At 53.7% G+C, this 15,518-nt stretch carries 11 protein-coding genes; 3 read left to right on the top strand and 8 right to left on the bottom strand.

Features of this window, described 5'->3' with window-relative positions:
- Positions 1 to 4 precede the first annotated feature (4 nt).
- From wzc to IMQ48_RS22770, 3 genes are read right to left on the bottom strand one after another with little or no spacing between them, the layout of a single operon-like run.
- Positions 5 to 2,167 (bottom strand): tyrosine-protein kinase Wzc, encoded by a 2,163-nt coding sequence (gene wzc / locus IMQ48_RS22780; RefSeq protein ID WP_196210775.1) that lies wholly within the window; start codon positions 2,165 to 2,167, stop codon positions 5 to 7.
- On the bottom strand, positions 2,164 to 2,613 hold the full coding sequence (gene wzb, locus IMQ48_RS22775) for a low molecular weight protein-tyrosine-phosphatase Wzb (protein WP_096756580.1): 450 nt from the start codon (positions 2,611 to 2,613) through the stop codon (positions 2,164 to 2,166). Before wzb ends, wzc begins: the two co-directional genes overlap by 4 nt.
- 5 nt (positions 2,614 to 2,618) lie before the next feature.
- Entirely contained in the window at positions 2,619 to 3,758 is a 1,140-nt protein-coding gene (locus IMQ48_RS22770; RefSeq protein WP_196210774.1) for a polysaccharide export protein, read from the bottom strand.
- Between the two features lie 653 nt (positions 3,759 to 4,411).
- Here IMQ48_RS22770 and IMQ48_RS22765 point away from each other — a divergent pair.
- Entirely contained in the window at positions 4,412 to 5,998 is a 1,587-nt protein-coding gene (locus IMQ48_RS22765) for a TerC family protein (protein ID WP_196210806.1), read from the top strand.
- A 48-nt stretch (positions 5,999 to 6,046) separates the two neighbouring features.
- Here IMQ48_RS22765 and asmA read toward each other — a convergent pair whose 3' ends face one another.
- The 3 genes from asmA to udk all read right to left on the bottom strand — a co-directional run bounded on the left by asmA (position 6,047) and on the right by udk (position 9,241).
- Positions 6,047 to 7,900, bottom strand: coding sequence for an outer membrane assembly protein AsmA (gene asmA / locus IMQ48_RS22760; protein ID WP_196210773.1), 1,854 nt, complete (start codon positions 7,898 to 7,900; stop codon positions 6,047 to 6,049).
- 25 nt (positions 7,901 to 7,925) lie between these two features.
- Positions 7,926 to 8,507: a dCTP deaminase gene (dcd, locus tag IMQ48_RS22755; protein ID WP_196210772.1), complete on the bottom strand. Its 582-nt coding sequence runs from the start codon at positions 8,505 to 8,507 to the stop codon at positions 7,926 to 7,928.
- A gap of 92 nt (positions 8,508 to 8,599) precedes the next feature.
- Positions 8,600 to 9,241 (bottom strand): uridine kinase, encoded by a 642-nt coding sequence (gene udk / locus IMQ48_RS22750; RefSeq protein WP_005128328.1) that lies wholly within the window; start codon positions 9,239 to 9,241, stop codon positions 8,600 to 8,602.
- A gap of 315 nt (positions 9,242 to 9,556) precedes the next feature.
- On the opposite strand from udk, the gene IMQ48_RS22745 reads away from it, so the two are divergent.
- Positions 9,557 to 12,886, top strand: a complete 3,330-nt coding sequence (locus tag IMQ48_RS22745; RefSeq protein WP_196210771.1) for a diguanylate cyclase — start codon at positions 9,557 to 9,559, stop codon at positions 12,884 to 12,886.
- On the opposite strand, the gene alkA is transcribed toward IMQ48_RS22745, so the two are convergent.
- A complete protein-coding gene (gene alkA / locus IMQ48_RS22740) occupies positions 12,854 to 13,723 on the bottom strand; it encodes a DNA-3-methyladenine glycosylase 2 (RefSeq protein WP_196210770.1) in 870 nt (289 codons plus the stop codon). The two genes, IMQ48_RS22745 and alkA, sit on opposite strands and share 33 nt — an antisense overlap.
- A 136-nt stretch (positions 13,724 to 13,859) precedes the next feature.
- Between alkA and yegD the strand changes: the two genes are divergently transcribed.
- Complete coding sequence (gene yegD, locus IMQ48_RS22735) at positions 13,860 to 15,212, top strand: molecular chaperone (protein ID WP_196210769.1); 1,353 nt, start codon at positions 13,860 to 13,862, stop codon at positions 15,210 to 15,212.
- A gap of 99 nt (positions 15,213 to 15,311) precedes the next feature.
- Here the strand turns inward: yegD and IMQ48_RS22730 are convergent, their stop codons facing one another.
- The gene (locus IMQ48_RS22730; RefSeq protein ID WP_106672390.1) at positions 15,312 to 15,371 is read right to left on the bottom strand and encodes a type I toxin-antitoxin system Ibs family toxin; all 60 of its coding nucleotides are present in this window, start codon (positions 15,369 to 15,371) and stop codon (positions 15,312 to 15,314) included.
- Positions 15,372 to 15,518: the final 147 nt, after the last annotated feature.

The raw sequence follows: 15,518 nt of genomic DNA, 5'->3' as shown, positions 1-15,518 counted from the left end.
TTATTTATTTCGCATCCGACGTGTATGCATATTCGTAATAACCGTAATCCTGATACCCGCTGGCGCGTCGGAAGATGGAGTTGAGGATCACACCCTTGACCTGAATCCCGTTTTGTTCAAAGCGGCTCAGGCTGGTTTCCACCTCTTTCAGGGTGTTGACGGCATAACGCGCGACCATCAGCGTGGTGCCAACATGACGGCCAACAATGGCCGCGTCGGTGACTGCCAGAATGGGCGGGGTATCAATCAGTACCAGGTCATAGCGCGCACTGGCCCAGGCAATCAGCTCGCCAAAGCGTTCGCTCATCAGCAGTTCAGAAGGGTTGGGCGGCACCTGACCGCGCGGGACCAGATCGAAATGAGGAATAGACGTCGGTTTGGCGCAGGTGGCCATATCGCCCTTACCCACAAGGATGTCGGACAAACCGTTGACGTTATTGGTGCCCAGCAGTTCGTGCGTATACCCTTTGCGCATATCGCAGTCGATCAGCAGCACGCGTTTATTGGTCTGGCTGATCACCGCCGCCAGGTTGGCACAGACAAAGGTTTTGCCAATCGATGGGCTGACGCCCGTCAGCATCAGCACATTGTTGCGCGCCTGCATCATGGCAAAGTGCAGGCTGGTGCGCAGACTGCGCACCGCTTCTATCGCCAGGTCCGTTGGATTCCCCACCGCGAGCAGTTGGCTCTGCTTGTAACGTTTGATGCCTTTGATGGTCTGCACGTTATCACGCGCTTTTTGCCATTCCGACAGCGGAATACTGGCATACACATTAATCCCCTGCTCTTCCAGCACCTGCGGACTCTCGATCCCGCGGTTGAACAGCGAACGCAGCAGCACACCGACCACCGACAGCATCAGGCCAAGCAGAATACTGCCGAGAATAATCAGCGCAGTTTTCGGTTTCAGCACGCCGGGCTGGGCAATAGCCGGGTCGACAATACGCACATCCCCTACCGTGCTGGCTTCGGTTATCTTCAGCTCCTGCTGCTTGTTCAGCAATTGCATATAGACCTGCTGACCAGACTCCACATCGCGGGTCAAACGGACAATTTCCTGCTGCGTTTTTGGCATCGCCGTCACCCGGCCGTTCAGTTTGCCTTTCTCATCTTCCAGCGCCTGACGTTTTTCCAGCAGCGTGCGGTAAGCCGGATGCGCTTTGGTGAACAGCTTGGAGATCTCCGCCTCCTTGAACGTCAGTTCATTCAACTGGGCATCAATGTTAACCATCGAATCCAGCACCGCTTTGGCTTCCAGCGGTAAATCCACCGAGTCTTTATCCTGGCGAAAGGCATTCAGTTTATTTTCAGCAACGTCCAGACGGTTACGTACCTCCGGCAGTTGCTTTGCCAGAAACGCCAGGCTTTTGGCCGCCTCTTCGGATTTGCGCACTATATTTTGTTCAAGGTAGTTACGGGTGATGCTGTCGAGGATCTGGCGAATCTGCTCGCGGTCTTCACCGGTATAGGTCAGGCTCAGTACGCCGGTGTCTTTGCCGGTTTCCGTCACGCTGAGGTTGTTTTGCAGGGCGTTTATCATGCCAAGCGTAGAATATTTGCTGACGGTAAAAGCACTGCCAGCAGCAGCATGAATAGCGTTGACCTGCATCGTGACGCCGCCGTGGTTTAACGGCTGTCCAACCTGACCCTGGGTGCTAAAACCGCCGTCGCTGACCAGCTGATAACTTTTATCATTCAGCACCTTAAGGGTGAACGTTTGCTCATTCATTGCCTTTGGCAGGGTGAACGTCGTCACGTTAACCGTTTCGTTCTGGCGGCCCATCAGTCGGTCCCAGCCCGCGCCAAACAGCGGGAACGTATCTTTGGTGACGGCGATATCCAGATCCAGATCGTCCACCGTTTTCCCCAACACCAGCCGCGACTTAATCAGCTGAATTTCGGCTTCCGAGGCAGGAGGTTTATTCGACAGCGCCGAGCCGATATCCTGCACCAGTGAATTGCCGGTATTTTGCTCAATTTGCACCAGCGCATCGGCACTGTAGATAGGCGTGGCAAACAGCGTGTAAATGGCCGCGCACAGCGCAAAGGCCGCGGTAATACCCAGCACCCACCAGCGCGCTTCCAGCACCGTTCCGACCAGGCGACCGATATCAATTTCATCATTGCCGGTTGCTGGCGCAGCAGACTGTTTTACGTTCTCTGTCATTGTTTTCCCTGCTCCGCATTCAGTGCCTGAGCCCATTGGCGGGCAGACTGTTCAAGTAAGGCGTACACCGCGTCAAACGCATCCTGGCTTTTACGGTAAGGGTCTGGTATTTCGCGCTCACTGTCCCAGTGACCAAATAGCATCACCTTGCCGCGCATCTCCGGTGCCATGTCACACAGCGCGGTAATGTGGCGCTTCTCCATGGTGAGGATCAGGTCATAATCCCGGCACATTTTCCCTGAGATTTGCCGCGCACAATGATTCTCCAGCGACAGGTTATGTGCCTGCGCCACGCTCACGGCACACGGGTCAGCGCCCTTGCCCACCAGCGCCCCGAGGCCTGCAGAGGCGACCGTCAACGCCGGGTGGAATTGCCTTAACAGACGTTCTGCCGTAGGGGACCGGCAAATGTTCCCCACGCAGACAACTAAGATTTTGTTAAACATGTCGATTACCAGTTGTGAAGGTCGCTGGCCGTATCCGTCATATAACGAACACCGCTAATGGTCGGCAGCAACTGATTGATCAAACGGTTCCAGCGGGCGACCGGTGCGGTAGTGACATACACCACGTCGTAAGGCTGAAGGCGGAATTCCGTCGCCATCACCAGAGAGGTGGCATCGGACATATCAAGCTGGTAAATGTTGGCAATTTTGCCGTTGCGCGCGCCCTCGCCTTTCAATGGTCGAATAACGAAGATGCCGCTGGCATTGGAGGTGGTCAGGTCGATCCCTTCCGCATTGCCCAACGCTTCGGTTAGCGTCATACCGCTGAAGTCCATTTTGAGCGTGCTCTGTTTCTTCACTTCCCCCATCACGAAGACTTTCAGATCGTCGTTACGTGGTACAAACAGGATGTCGCCGGGATAGAGCAGTCGGTTCTGGCTGAGATCGCCATTTTGCATCAGTGCCTGCAGGGAAATTCGCTGCTCCTGGCCGTTATGGGTCAGCACGACGTTACGCCAGTCTGCCGCTTCGGTCAGACCGCCAGCGGCATTAATGGCGTCGAGAATGGTTAACGGCACGTTGGTAATGGCCTGCTGGCCGGATTTGTTCACCTGCCCGGAGACGTAAGCCTTCTGCGAGCGGAAAGCGGCGATATTAACGTCCACCTGCGGGTCAGCAATGTACTTCGCTAAGCGCCCGGTAATATCACTGCGGATTTCTGCCAACGTTTTTCCGGACACGTTGACTTTGCCAATGTAGGGATAAAACATGGTGCCATCGGGCTGAACCCAGTTACCGGCATCGCTGGAGCTGCGGTATTGCCCCGCTGGCGTGGTCAGTTCCGGATGGTCCCAGACGGTCACATTCAGGACGTCACCCGGGCCGACGCGATACTGGTATCCGGAAATCTCCTGATCCAGAGACATATTGGGCTGGGCGACATTCGGCCGTGGGCGTAATTGTTCTACCAGTCGGGGCGTCAGTGGATAAACATTCACCATACGGTCGAGATCGAAATCGGCATCCTGCTGCTTAATCACGTCTTTACCCATCATCGACATATTGCTGCCCGGTAGTACGGTACAACCGTTTATCAAGATCACCGACACCAGGACGGGTATCAATTTAATTTTGGATTTCATCATTGATTATTTATCACTTTGACCGAGTCATTATCACGTGCTTTCTAAATGGCAGTTTCACCTGTTCACAGTTACCTTGCCGTTAATTGAAAAGAAATTTAACTGGCATCTATCCTAAAAATATTGAATTCATCTGCGGTCTGTTGACTGAATAAATCAGGCTGTTCATCAGGCGACCAGACACGCTACCGCCCCTGGCTTTTTAGCTACCAATGCACTGATTAATTTAAATTTTTAACTTATCCTTTATTTTCACCGCACCCCTCTTTGCGTCACATCATGAAATGCAGCACGGAGGAAAGTCGAAAGAGTTCTCTTGTTATATACGGAAAGAATTGTTGCAGCTAAAAGAATAGCAGGCAAGATAACAACGCCTCTATCGTTTGCTTTTAAGATTAATATTAAGAATAAAATTACAATATTTTTAGGATTTTATTGATATTGACAACACTAATATAAAAACAGATCACCTGCGATATTTCCTAAATATACCTGGCGTTATATTGTTATTTTTCACAATAACATTAAGCCTATTTCCCGGCTGACTGGCAGATATCAATGAGAGAGAAATTCGTCACCGGCATTGCATTTTTCGCTGGCTTTATCCATGATCGAATTGTGACAATTGTCATACAACTATGGGTATCGTTTTTACTATGGAATGGATTGCCGATCCGTCAATCTGGGCCGGACTCGTCACGCTAATCGTGATCGAACTTGTTCTTGGCATTGATAATCTTGTTTTTATTGCCATCCTCGCGGAGAAATTACCTCCAGCCCAGCGGGACAAGGCGCGTATTACCGGGCTCCTGCTGGCGATGGTAATGCGCCTGCTGCTGCTGGCCTCAATCTCCTGGCTGGTGACGCTGACCACCCCGCTGTTTAGCATTCGGGATCTGAGCTTTAGCGCACGGGACCTGATCATGCTCTTCGGGGGCTTCTTCCTGCTGTTCAAAGCCACAATGGAGCTCAATGAGCGGCTGGAGGGGAAAGACAGCGATAACCCCACCCAGCGTAAAGGCGCGAAGTTTTGGGGCGTGGTCGCACAAATCGTGGTGCTGGATGCCATCTTCTCGCTCGACTCGGTGATCACCGCCGTCGGGATGGTCGATCATCTGGCCGTGATGATGGCCGCCGTCATTATTGCCATTAGCCTGATGGTGCTGGCCAGCAAGTCGTTAACCCGCTTTGTTAACAGCCATCCTACCATCGTCATTCTGTGTCTTAGCTTCCTGCTGATGATCGGCTTCAGCCTGGTCGCCGAAGGATTTGGCTTCCGCATTCCAAAAGGTTACCTGTACGCAGCCATCGGTTTCTCGGTCATGATTGAGGCATTAAATCAGCTGGCCATCTTTAACCGCCGCCGTTTTCTGTCAGCTAATCACACCCTGCGCCAGCGTACCGCTGAGGCGGTGATGCGCCTGCTGAGTGGGCAAAAAGAAGATGCCGAACTGGATGCTGAAACGGCCGCCATGCTGGCCGATCATCATGAAGGTCAGATTTTTGCCCCGCAGGAGCGCCGGATGATTGAGCGTGTGCTGAATCTGAATCAGCGCACCGTCAGCAGCATTATGACCTCACGCCATGATATTGAGCACATCGACCTTAACGCGCCCGAAGCGGAGATCCGCGCCCTGCTGGAGAAAAACCAGCACACGCGTCTGGTGGTAACCGGAGAAGATGAGCAGGAAGAACTGCTCGGCGTGGTGCACGTCATCGACTTGCTGCAACAGTCGCTGCGCGGCGAACCGCTCGATCTGCGCGCCTTGATCCGCCAGCCGCTGGTGTTCCCGGAGACCCTGCCGCTACTGCCGGCGCTGGAGCAGTTCCGTAATGCCCGCACCCACTTTGCGTTTGTGGCGGATGAGTTTGGTTCCGTAGAGGGGCTTGTGACGCTGAGCGACGTGATGGAAACCATCGCCGGTAACCTGCCTAATGAGGTAGAAGAGATCGACGCCCGCCACGACATTCAGAAGAATGCCGACGGTTCATGGACGGCTAACGGGCATATGCCGCTGGAAGATCTGGTGCAGTACGTCCCTATTCCCCTCGATGAGAAACGGGAGTATCACACTATTGCCGGATTGTTGATGGAATATTTGCAGCGTATACCGAAAACCGGGGAAGAAGTGCAGGTGGGCGACTATCGGTTGAAAACGTTGCAGGTGGAAAACCACCGGGTGCAAAAGGTCCAGTTGATACCGCTGCACAATAATGAAGAAGAAATGGATTACGAAGTGTAGGTGACGTGCCGGATGAGGCGCAATCGCGCCGCCATCCGGCATTATCTGTCAGAGTTTATCCAGCAGTTTTTTCACATCTTTGCCACTACGGGACTCTTTGTTGCGCTCGGCCCAGTCGTTCAGCCGACGCTTCGCTTCATCCTGCAGATGCTTACGCAACAACTGGTCCACCTGCAGGTTGTAGTTCAACGCCTGCCACGGGCCATAGATGCGCAGCGGTACCGGGGTCTCTTTCAGGAAATCAATCAGTTTGCTTTCCCCATTCCAGCCACCCAGCACACGCACGTTAAACTGCGCGTCACACGTCTGCTCAACCAGATCTAACGCACCATGTCCCGAAAGCGCGAGTAGCGCGGACTGCCCTTCCATATCATCTAAAGAGACCTTGCCGTTATCCAGCGACAGCTCGGTGACAAAACGATCCAGTCGGGTGACGTTATCCAGATTCTGCTGAGACTTCACGTCGCCGCCGCTGCGCTCAACGGCCTGCTGCACCAACTGCTGGAAGTTCATCCCTTCCATGCGAGTGTCGCTCATATCAACATGAGCCTGTCCTTGCCAGCTGTGGCGGAATGCCTGAGCATCGATATCAGAACCGGAAAAATCGCCTGCCAACGACAGCTTGCCAGTGAGCGCAATAGGATAGTTGAAGGCTTTCAGGATGGTACCGATTTCGACGTTTTCCAGACGCGGATGAAAGACTGCGCGCGGCTGCGCCTTTCTGGAATCCAGCTTGCCAGGAAGCGAAATCAACCCACCATTATTGGTTCCCTGCAATTCGGTGATGTTCAGCAAACCAGACTGATTCGCCATTTTGGCTGAGACATTATCAAAGGCCATTTTCCGCCACAGGACTTTGTCCGCCTGTAGCGCGATATCCGCGGAAAAACCCCTGAGCCCCTGATACGACACAGCGTCGACCTGAGATGCAATCACCGGTCGTGCGAGCGTCGACTGGCTTTGCCCCTGTTGCGCCCCGCCGTTTGTCGACGCCATGGCGTCATGTTGCACAATCAAGTTATCCAGATTGAGCAGGCCGAAGCGCAGATCGACGGACCAGTCTGGTTTATCTGCCAGAGAAACACGGGCTTGCCCGGCCAGCGAGCTGTCGTTAGCCGTCAACGCAATTTGGTTAAATACGAGCTGTTTATTCTCTTCCTGCCACTGGACCTGGAACTTACCCTGCCCCTGGATCCCCTGCGGCGGCAAATCAGCACCTTGTAGCTGCCAACTGAGCTTTTCGATATTGCCCGCTAAGTTATGCGGATAGTCAGAAGCATCAACGGTACCATTAAAGGCCAGAGCAAGATCGCGCTGATCGCGATTTACACGACCAGAGAAGTCAAAAGTACCACGGTGCTGGGCGTCCTGCTCCATTTCCAGGCGAATGTCGCGAACCGTAATCTGTTCGTCGTCTTCATGCTGGAACACCAGCACACTGTCGGCAACGCGCAGGCGCGCGATATCAAACGACCATCCGCGATCTTCAGCGACATCCGGCAACGTGTTGTCTTTCGGGGCAATGGGCGCATCTTCGCCACGCACCGCTTCGGTCTGCGGCGTCAGTTGAATAACCGCACCTTTGAGCATCACCTGCTCAACGTTGAGCTGGTGGCTCAGCAGCGGCCATAACGCGACGTCCAGACGCATGTTGTCAGCACGAACCAGCGGTTCGCTGGCCCCTTCAGCCGTTAACACCATGCGTCCGGAGAGGATGCTAAGCTGGGGCCAGACGTGCCAACGCAGGGGGCCGTCCAGTTGCAATTGATATCCGCTGCGGGCAGCAACTTGCTTCACCATGTACGCGCGAAAATCATTTGGATTAACCAACATAACTAACGCAGAAAAACCGGCCACCAGCACGACCAGGAGAATCATCAGCGTCGTCAGAAATCGTCTCATGCTATCCCCAAGAAACTGAAACTACTCAGTCTTTATCAATCCGGCTGGCTACTGCGCCCTGCTGGTCGCGATACTTCGCATCCTGACGACGATTGTAAGGCCGCGCAGCCGGACCGGAAAGCGGTTCAAAACTCAGTGCGCCAATCGGCATGCCCGGACGTAAAGCCAGCGGTAATTTTCCGGAGTTGTAAAATTCCAGCACGATGCAACCGGACCAGCCCGGGTCGATACGGTGTGCGGTCACGTGTACCATCAGGCCCAAACGCGCCAGCGATGAACGTCCGTCTAACCAGCCAACCAGGTCCGCCGGAAGCGTCACTGACTCAAAGGTCACGGCCAGCGCTAACTCACCAGGATGCAGGAAAAAAGCTTCGCCTTCGTCGAGAACAATTTCATCACTCATCACGCGATCCAGCGCGGCGCTAACTTCATCCTTCGGCCCGCTCAAATCGATATATGCCGCCGTATGACCGCGGAACGTACGAAATTTATTGCCAAGACGCACATCTACCGTTGCGCCATTAATTCGCTCGACAGGAGGACGTGGATTGATCGACAAACGACCTGCATCCAACCAGGCTTCAATATCTCGGTCACATAAACGCATGGCACTTTCTCCTTTCGTGCTTCAACCCCTCAACGCCAGGTGCGTTAAGGGTGAACCAGGTTATCACTGATACGGTACACAATTCGCTGAACTTATTCAAAGAACTGACTGATTTTCGCCTTCAGAATATCGATGGCAATGCGGTTTTTTCCCCCGCGCGGCACGATGATATCGGCGTATTGTTTTGAGGGTTCAATAAATTGCAGGAACATTGGACGCACGGTTTTCTGGTATTGCGCCATCACCGAATCCATCGAGCGGCCGCGCTCGTTGACGTCCCGCTTAATGCGGCGCATTAGACAAATGTCGAGCGGGGTATCCACAAAAATAGAAAAGTTCATCTCGTCACGCAAACGTGCATCCGTCAGCAGCAAAATGCCTTCCAGGATAATCACTTTTTTGGGTTCAATATGAATAGTCTCTTGCGTACGCGTGTGTTCAACATAGCTGTAAACGGGTAATTCAATTGCCGAACCGCGTTTTAGCGTTTGCAGATGCTGGAACAGCAGGCTGTGATCCATCGCGTTCGGATGGTCGTAGTTCGTTTTAACACGTTCTTCCATCGACAGATGGCTTTGATCTTTGTAATAACTGTCTTCGGGAATAACGCCAATATGTTCGTCACCCACTTGTTCACGCAATTCGCGATAGAGAGTACTGGCAATAAGACTCTTGCCGGAAGCCGATGCGCCGGCAATGCCGATAATGACGCACTGATGAGACTGATCAGTCATAAATTTAGCGACCTGATTAACCTGGATGTTAGGAAGGGGGCGTCGAAACGCCAAACGCGGCAATTATAGGGATTTCAGCGGCACGATGCCAGCCCAGGCTGCACCAATGCTGTCCCTGTCGCAAATTAAAATGGTTAGTTTTAAAGCAGGGACGAATTTTATTCACCCGCCTTAGGAATTAATAGCTTGAGAGTGTTATTTTATGAGCAGCTGGCGTATAAATTGTAAAATGTTTGTACTAGCATAATCACAGATTAAACATGATGCGTCCGGCATCTTCGCCACGGCGACATCGGCTATTCGGGTAAAGCGGTAATGAGTAAACAATCCCAACATGTTTTAGTTACCTTACCGCATCCTCTACTGCGCCTTGCCAGTTTAGGTCTGGTGGCGTTCATCTTTACGCTATTTTCGCTGGAGCTGTCGCGTTACGGTACGCAGCTGGCGCCGCTGTGGTTTCCAACCTCGATCATGATGGTGGCCTTTTACCGTCATGCCGGAAGGATGTGGCCGGGGATCGCGCTGGCGTGCTCATTTGGCAGCATCGGCGCGTCTGTGTTGTTTTTCCCGACCGATACGCTGAACTTCACCTACACCGCCATCAATATTATTGAGGCCGTTGCGGGTGCCATGTTATTGCGCAGGCTGTTACCCTGGTACAATCCCTTACAAAATCTAAACGACTGGGCACGTCTGGCATTCGGTAGTGCCGTGATCCCGCCGCTACTGGGCGGCTTTTTTATGTGGTTGCTGCTTCCAGGTGTTACCTCGTTAAATAACTTTCTGATTTGGGTGCTTTCAGAATCCATCGGCGCACTCGCACTGGTACCGTTAGGTTTGCTGTTTAAGCCACACTATCTGCTGCGCCACCGCGATCCTCGTTTATTACTGGAAACGCTCATCACCCTGCTGGTGACCTTAACGTTCAGCTGGCTGTCGATGATGTATCTTCCGTGGCCATTTACCTGCGTGATTGTTCTGCTGATGTGGAGCGCCGTGCGCCTGCCGCGCATGGAAGCGTTTCTGATTTTCCTCAGCACCGTGATGATGGTCTCGCTGATGCTGGCCGCCGACCCTTCACTACTCTCCACCTCGAAAACGTTCGTCATGTCCAGCATGCCGTGGCTGCCGTTTTTGATGATTCTGTTACCAGCCAACATGATGACCATGGTGATGTACGCGTTTCGTGCCGAACGTAAACACATCTCTGAAAGCGAAACACGTTTTCGCAATGCCATGGAATACTCCGCTATCGGTATGGCGCTGGTGGGCACCGAGGGACAATGGCTACAAGCCAACAAAGCCTTGTGTCAGTTTCTGGGCTACAGCCAGGAAGAACTGCGCGCGCTGACCTTCCAGCAATTGACCTGGCCGGAAGATCTGAATAACGACCTTGAGCAGTTGCAGATGCTGTCGCGGGGTGAAATCAACAGTTATTCGATGGAAAAACGTTATTACACCCGCGCAGGCGAAGTCGTGTGGGCACTGCTGGCAGTTTCACTGGTTCGTCATAGTGATAACACCCCGCTCTACTTTATTGCCCAGGTTGAGGACATTAACGACCTGAAGCACACAGAGTGGATCAATAAACGGTTGATGGAACGCATTACGCTGGCAAATGAAGCTGGCGGGATTGGCATCTGGGAATGGGAGTTACAGCCTGACGTAATCAGCTGGGATAAGCGTATGTTCGATCTCTATGAGGTCCCTGCGCACGTTAAACCTAGCTGGCAGGTCTGGTATGACTGCGTAGTGCCTGAAGATCGCGAGCATGCCGAAGGCGTTATTCGCGATTCGTTGGCGGCGCGTATTCCTTTCAAACTCGAATTCCGCATTGCGGTCAAAGACGGTATTCGCCACATCCGCTCGCTGGCTAACCGGGTGCTGAATAAAGACGGCGAAGTGGAACGGTTGCTCGGCATCAACCTCGACATGACCGAAGTAAAGCAGCTAAACGAGGCGCTGTATCAGGAAAAAGAGCGTTTGCATATTACGCTGGATTCCATCGGCGAAGCGGTGATTTGTATCGACGTCGACCTGAACGTCACCTTTATGAATCCGGTGGCCGAGAAAATGAGCGGCTGGTCGCAGGAGAACGCGTTGGGGAACCCGTTGCTCACGGTGCTGCGCATCACTTTTGGCGACAACGGCCCGCTGATGGAGAATATCTACAGCGCCGACATGTCGCGTACAGCCATTGAGCAAGAAGTGGTCCTGCATTGTCGTAACGGCACCAGTTACGATATTCAGTATAGTATCACGCCGCTCAGCACCCTCGACGGCGGTAGCATCGGCTCCGTATTAGTTATTCAGGACGTCACCGAGTCGCGCAAAATGTTACGTCAACTCAGCTACAGCGCATCGCATGACGACCTCACGCATCTGGCCAACAGGGTCAGCTTCGAGAACCATCTGAAGCAATTGCTGCATACGGTACGCAGCTCACAGCAGCGTCATGCGCTGGTCTTTATCGATCTGGATCGTTTTAAAGCCGTCAACGACAGCGCCGGTCATGCAGCGGGCGATGCCTTGCTACGCGAGCTGTCTTCCCTGATGCTCAGCATGCTGCGCACCAGCGATGTGCTGGCGCGACTTGGCGGCGATGAGTTCGGTCTGCTGCTACCAGACTGTAATATCGAAAGCGCACGGTTTATCTCTGGTCGCATTATTAGCGCCATAAACGATTACCACTTTACGTGGGAAGGCCGCTTACATCGCATTGGTGCCAGTGCCGGGATCACGCTGATTGATGACAAAAACCATGTCGCTACCGAGGTGATGTCGCAGGCGGATATCGCCTGCTATGCAGCTAAAAATAGCGGCCGCGGGCGGGTATGCGTCTATGAACCTCAGCAGAGTCAGACGCATGCGGCGCGTGGCCTGCTGTCGCCGGATGAACAGCGCAAGGTCATTACCCACAACCCGATGCTGATGATCGCCCACGGCGTCGCTTCTCCGCGTATTCCTGAAACATTTAGCTTCTGGCTTATCTCTTTACGCTTATGGGACAGCGAAGGAGACGTCATTGAGGAACAGACTTTCCGCGCCAGTCTGGTCGATCCCGCACTCAATCATGCCCTTGACCGTCGGGTATTGAATGAATTTTTCCAGCATTTCGCCTCTGCGGTTGCCAGTAAGGGGCTTAGCGTTGCCCTGCCCCTTTCCGCCGCCGGGTTGCTCAATCCCGTGTTGGTTGATGAATTGCTGGCGTTGGTGGAAAGTAGTCCTCTACCGCCACGTTTATTGCATCTCACCGTGCCGGTAGAGGTGATGAAAACTAACCCAACGCAGGCAGTCTCCGCAATGCACAGATTACGCCAGGCAGGTTGTCGCATCATTTTAAGCCAGGTAGGTCGCGATTTAGAGGTCTTTGATAATCTCAAGTATCACGTCGCCGATTACCTGTTACTCGACAGCGAACTGAGCGCCAGCGCGCACGGCAATCTGACGGACGAAATGTGGGTTTCCATTATTCAGGGCCACGCGCAACGTCTGGATATCAAAACTATCGCCGGGCCGGTACAAATGCCGCTGATAATGGATGCCTTGTCTGGCATCGGTATCGATATGATTTATGGCGATATCATTGCCGACGCCCAACCGCTGGATTTGCTACTCAACACCAGTAATTTCGCCATCAACTGACGGTTGCCAACCTTCGGTATACCAGATATGCAGTAGCGCATAGGAACGCCAGGGCTTCCAGCGCTCTGCGTAGCGCCGGATTTGTGCCGGCGTCATGCCCGGAAAACGCTGTTTAATCAGGTAATCATCAGGAAGAAAAATGTCCTTTGCCTGCCACCCGCGCAGCGCAAAGTAGTTGGCCGTCCAGCGCCCAATCCCCGGAAACGTTTGTAACTGCTTCACCCCCTGCTCGATATCAGGCGGGGCTACGGGCTCAAGCGTGCCATTCAGCGCCGCCCGTGCAAGGTGAATCAACGCTTCGGCACGTTTGAGCGGCATGCCTAACGCTTTCAGATGCTGCGGTTGTGCGGCGGCCAGCGCTTCAGGAGTAGGAAAGCACACATACTCTGGCGCATCGACAAGCGGATCGCCATACAGATGCGCCACCTTCGCCGTCAGTTTTGCTGCCATCGCCACGCTGACCAACTGGCCTAAAATCGCGCGAACGCCCTGTTCGAACGCATCAACCGAACCCGGTAGACGCAGTCCAGGGCGTGCCGCCCCCAGACTCCCCAACGCGCTGACAATGTGCTGCGGACTGCAGTTCAGATCGAACAACCGCTCCATTTTGCCCAGACACTCGCGGGCAACGGGCTGGAGTCCCGGACTTAACGTTACCTGCAGCACGTTGGTTTCCAGATCCGGGACAACGCGCACCACCCCGCGATGCTCGCCAATCGCCAGGCTTCTTGCATACTGCAATGTCCCCACGGTTTCTACGCCTGCAACGGCACGGGCAGCCAGAAACCCCAGCATCCAGGGCCAGTCATAGGGCGCTTGCCAGCTCAGAGTAAACATGTACGCTTCCTTTTTTTGCCAGACTACAGCATAAACGCTATCCCGACGATGCGCCTTGCTTTCATATTCCAGTTGTCGGGGCGACAACATTTCGCTAAAGTCTCGCCCCTTCTTGACTGCCCTGGAGAGTTTTACGGTGTTTATTGGTTTTGACTACGGTACAGCAAACTGTTCAGTGGCCGTCATGCGTGACGGACAGCCTCAATTGCTCAAAATGGAAAATGACAGCACGCTGTTACCCTCCATGCTGTGCGCTCCAACGCGTGAAGCGGTCAGCGAGTGGCTGTATCGCCATCATGATGTCCCGGCAACGGATGACGAAACGCAGGCATTACTGCGTCGTGCGGTACGCTTTAACCGCGAAGAAGACATTGATGTTAACGCCAATAGCGTGCAGTTTGGTCTGGCATCACTGGGCCAATATATTGATGACCCGGAAGAAGTCTACTTCGTTAAATCACCGAAATCGTTTCTGGGTGCCAGCGGCCTGAAACCGCAGCAGGTTGCGCTGTTTGAAGATTTAGTCTGTGCGATGATGCTGCACATCCGCAACCAGGCACAAAACCAGCTCCCTGAAGCGATAACCCAGGCCGTTATCGGTCGTCCGATCAACTTCCAGGGATTAGGCGGCGACGACGCCAACGCCCAGGCACAAGGAATTCTTGAGCGCGCGGCCAAACGCGCCGGTTTCCAGGATGTGGTTTTTCAGTATGAGCCGGTCGCAGCAGGACTGGATTATGAAGCCACGCTGCAAGACGAAAAACGCGTACTGGTGGTGGATATCGGCGGTGGTACCACCGACTGCTCGTTGCTGCTGATGGGCCCGCAGTGGCATCAGCGCGCCGATCGCGAAACCAGCCTGTTAGGTCACAGTGGATGTCGCGTAGGCGGTAACGATCTGGACATCGCTCTGGCCTTTAAACACCTGATGCCGCTGCTCGGCATGGGGGGCGAAACCGAAAAAGGCATCGCCTTACCTATTCTACCGTGGTGGAACGCCGTCGCCATTAACGACGTTCCTGCCCAAAGTGATTTTTACAGTACCGCCAACGGACGCTTGTTAAACGATCTGATCCGCGATGCGCGTGAAGCCGACAAAGTCGCGCTGTTGCTTAAAGTATGGCGCGAGCGTCTGAGCTACCGGCTGGTTCGCAGCGCTGAAGAAAGCAAAATTGCGCTTTCCGCACAGGCAAACGTCACGGCGGCGCTGCCGTTTATCAGTGATGAACTGGCGACCGCAATCAACCAACAGGGGCTGGAGACAGCGCTCAATCAGCCACTGGCTCGCATTCTGGAGCAGGTGCAGCTGGCGCTGGATAATGCCCAGGAAAAACCGGATGTCATTTATTTGACCGGTGGCAGCGCGCGCTCACCGCTTATCAAAAAAGCGCTCGCCGAACAGTTGCCGGGGATCCCAATCGCCGGTGGCGATGATTTCGGTTCGGTGACTGCCGGTCTGGCACGCTGGGCCGACGTGGTTTTCCGCTAAGCAGCTCGCAGGCTGAAAAGTGTGCGTATTGACATCATCGTGACTGTGGCTTATGGTCAGGAGTGAGGGTTAGGGAAGGTTTCCCCTCCCCCTGGTGTCTTAGTAAGCCGGTAAGCTAATGACTAAGAGTATCACCAGTATGATGACGTACTTCATCATAACCCTTTCCTTTTTTTGAGCCCCTTCCTCGGGAGGGGCTTTCCCGTTTCAGCGTCCGGCTGAAATCTCTGGCTGACCTCCTTTTGCCTTGTCCGCACTCTATCTCACTCTTCCGCGTTGGCGATTTTCACCGCCCATTGTTGCGTA

The organism is Citrobacter sp. Res13-Sevr-PEB04-36 (assembly GCF_015672735.1).
Taxonomy (GTDB): domain Bacteria; phylum Pseudomonadota; class Gammaproteobacteria; order Enterobacterales; family Enterobacteriaceae; genus Citrobacter.
Note: the sequence above shows the minus strand (reverse complement) of the source record. Positions and strands in the feature narration are given on the sequence as shown.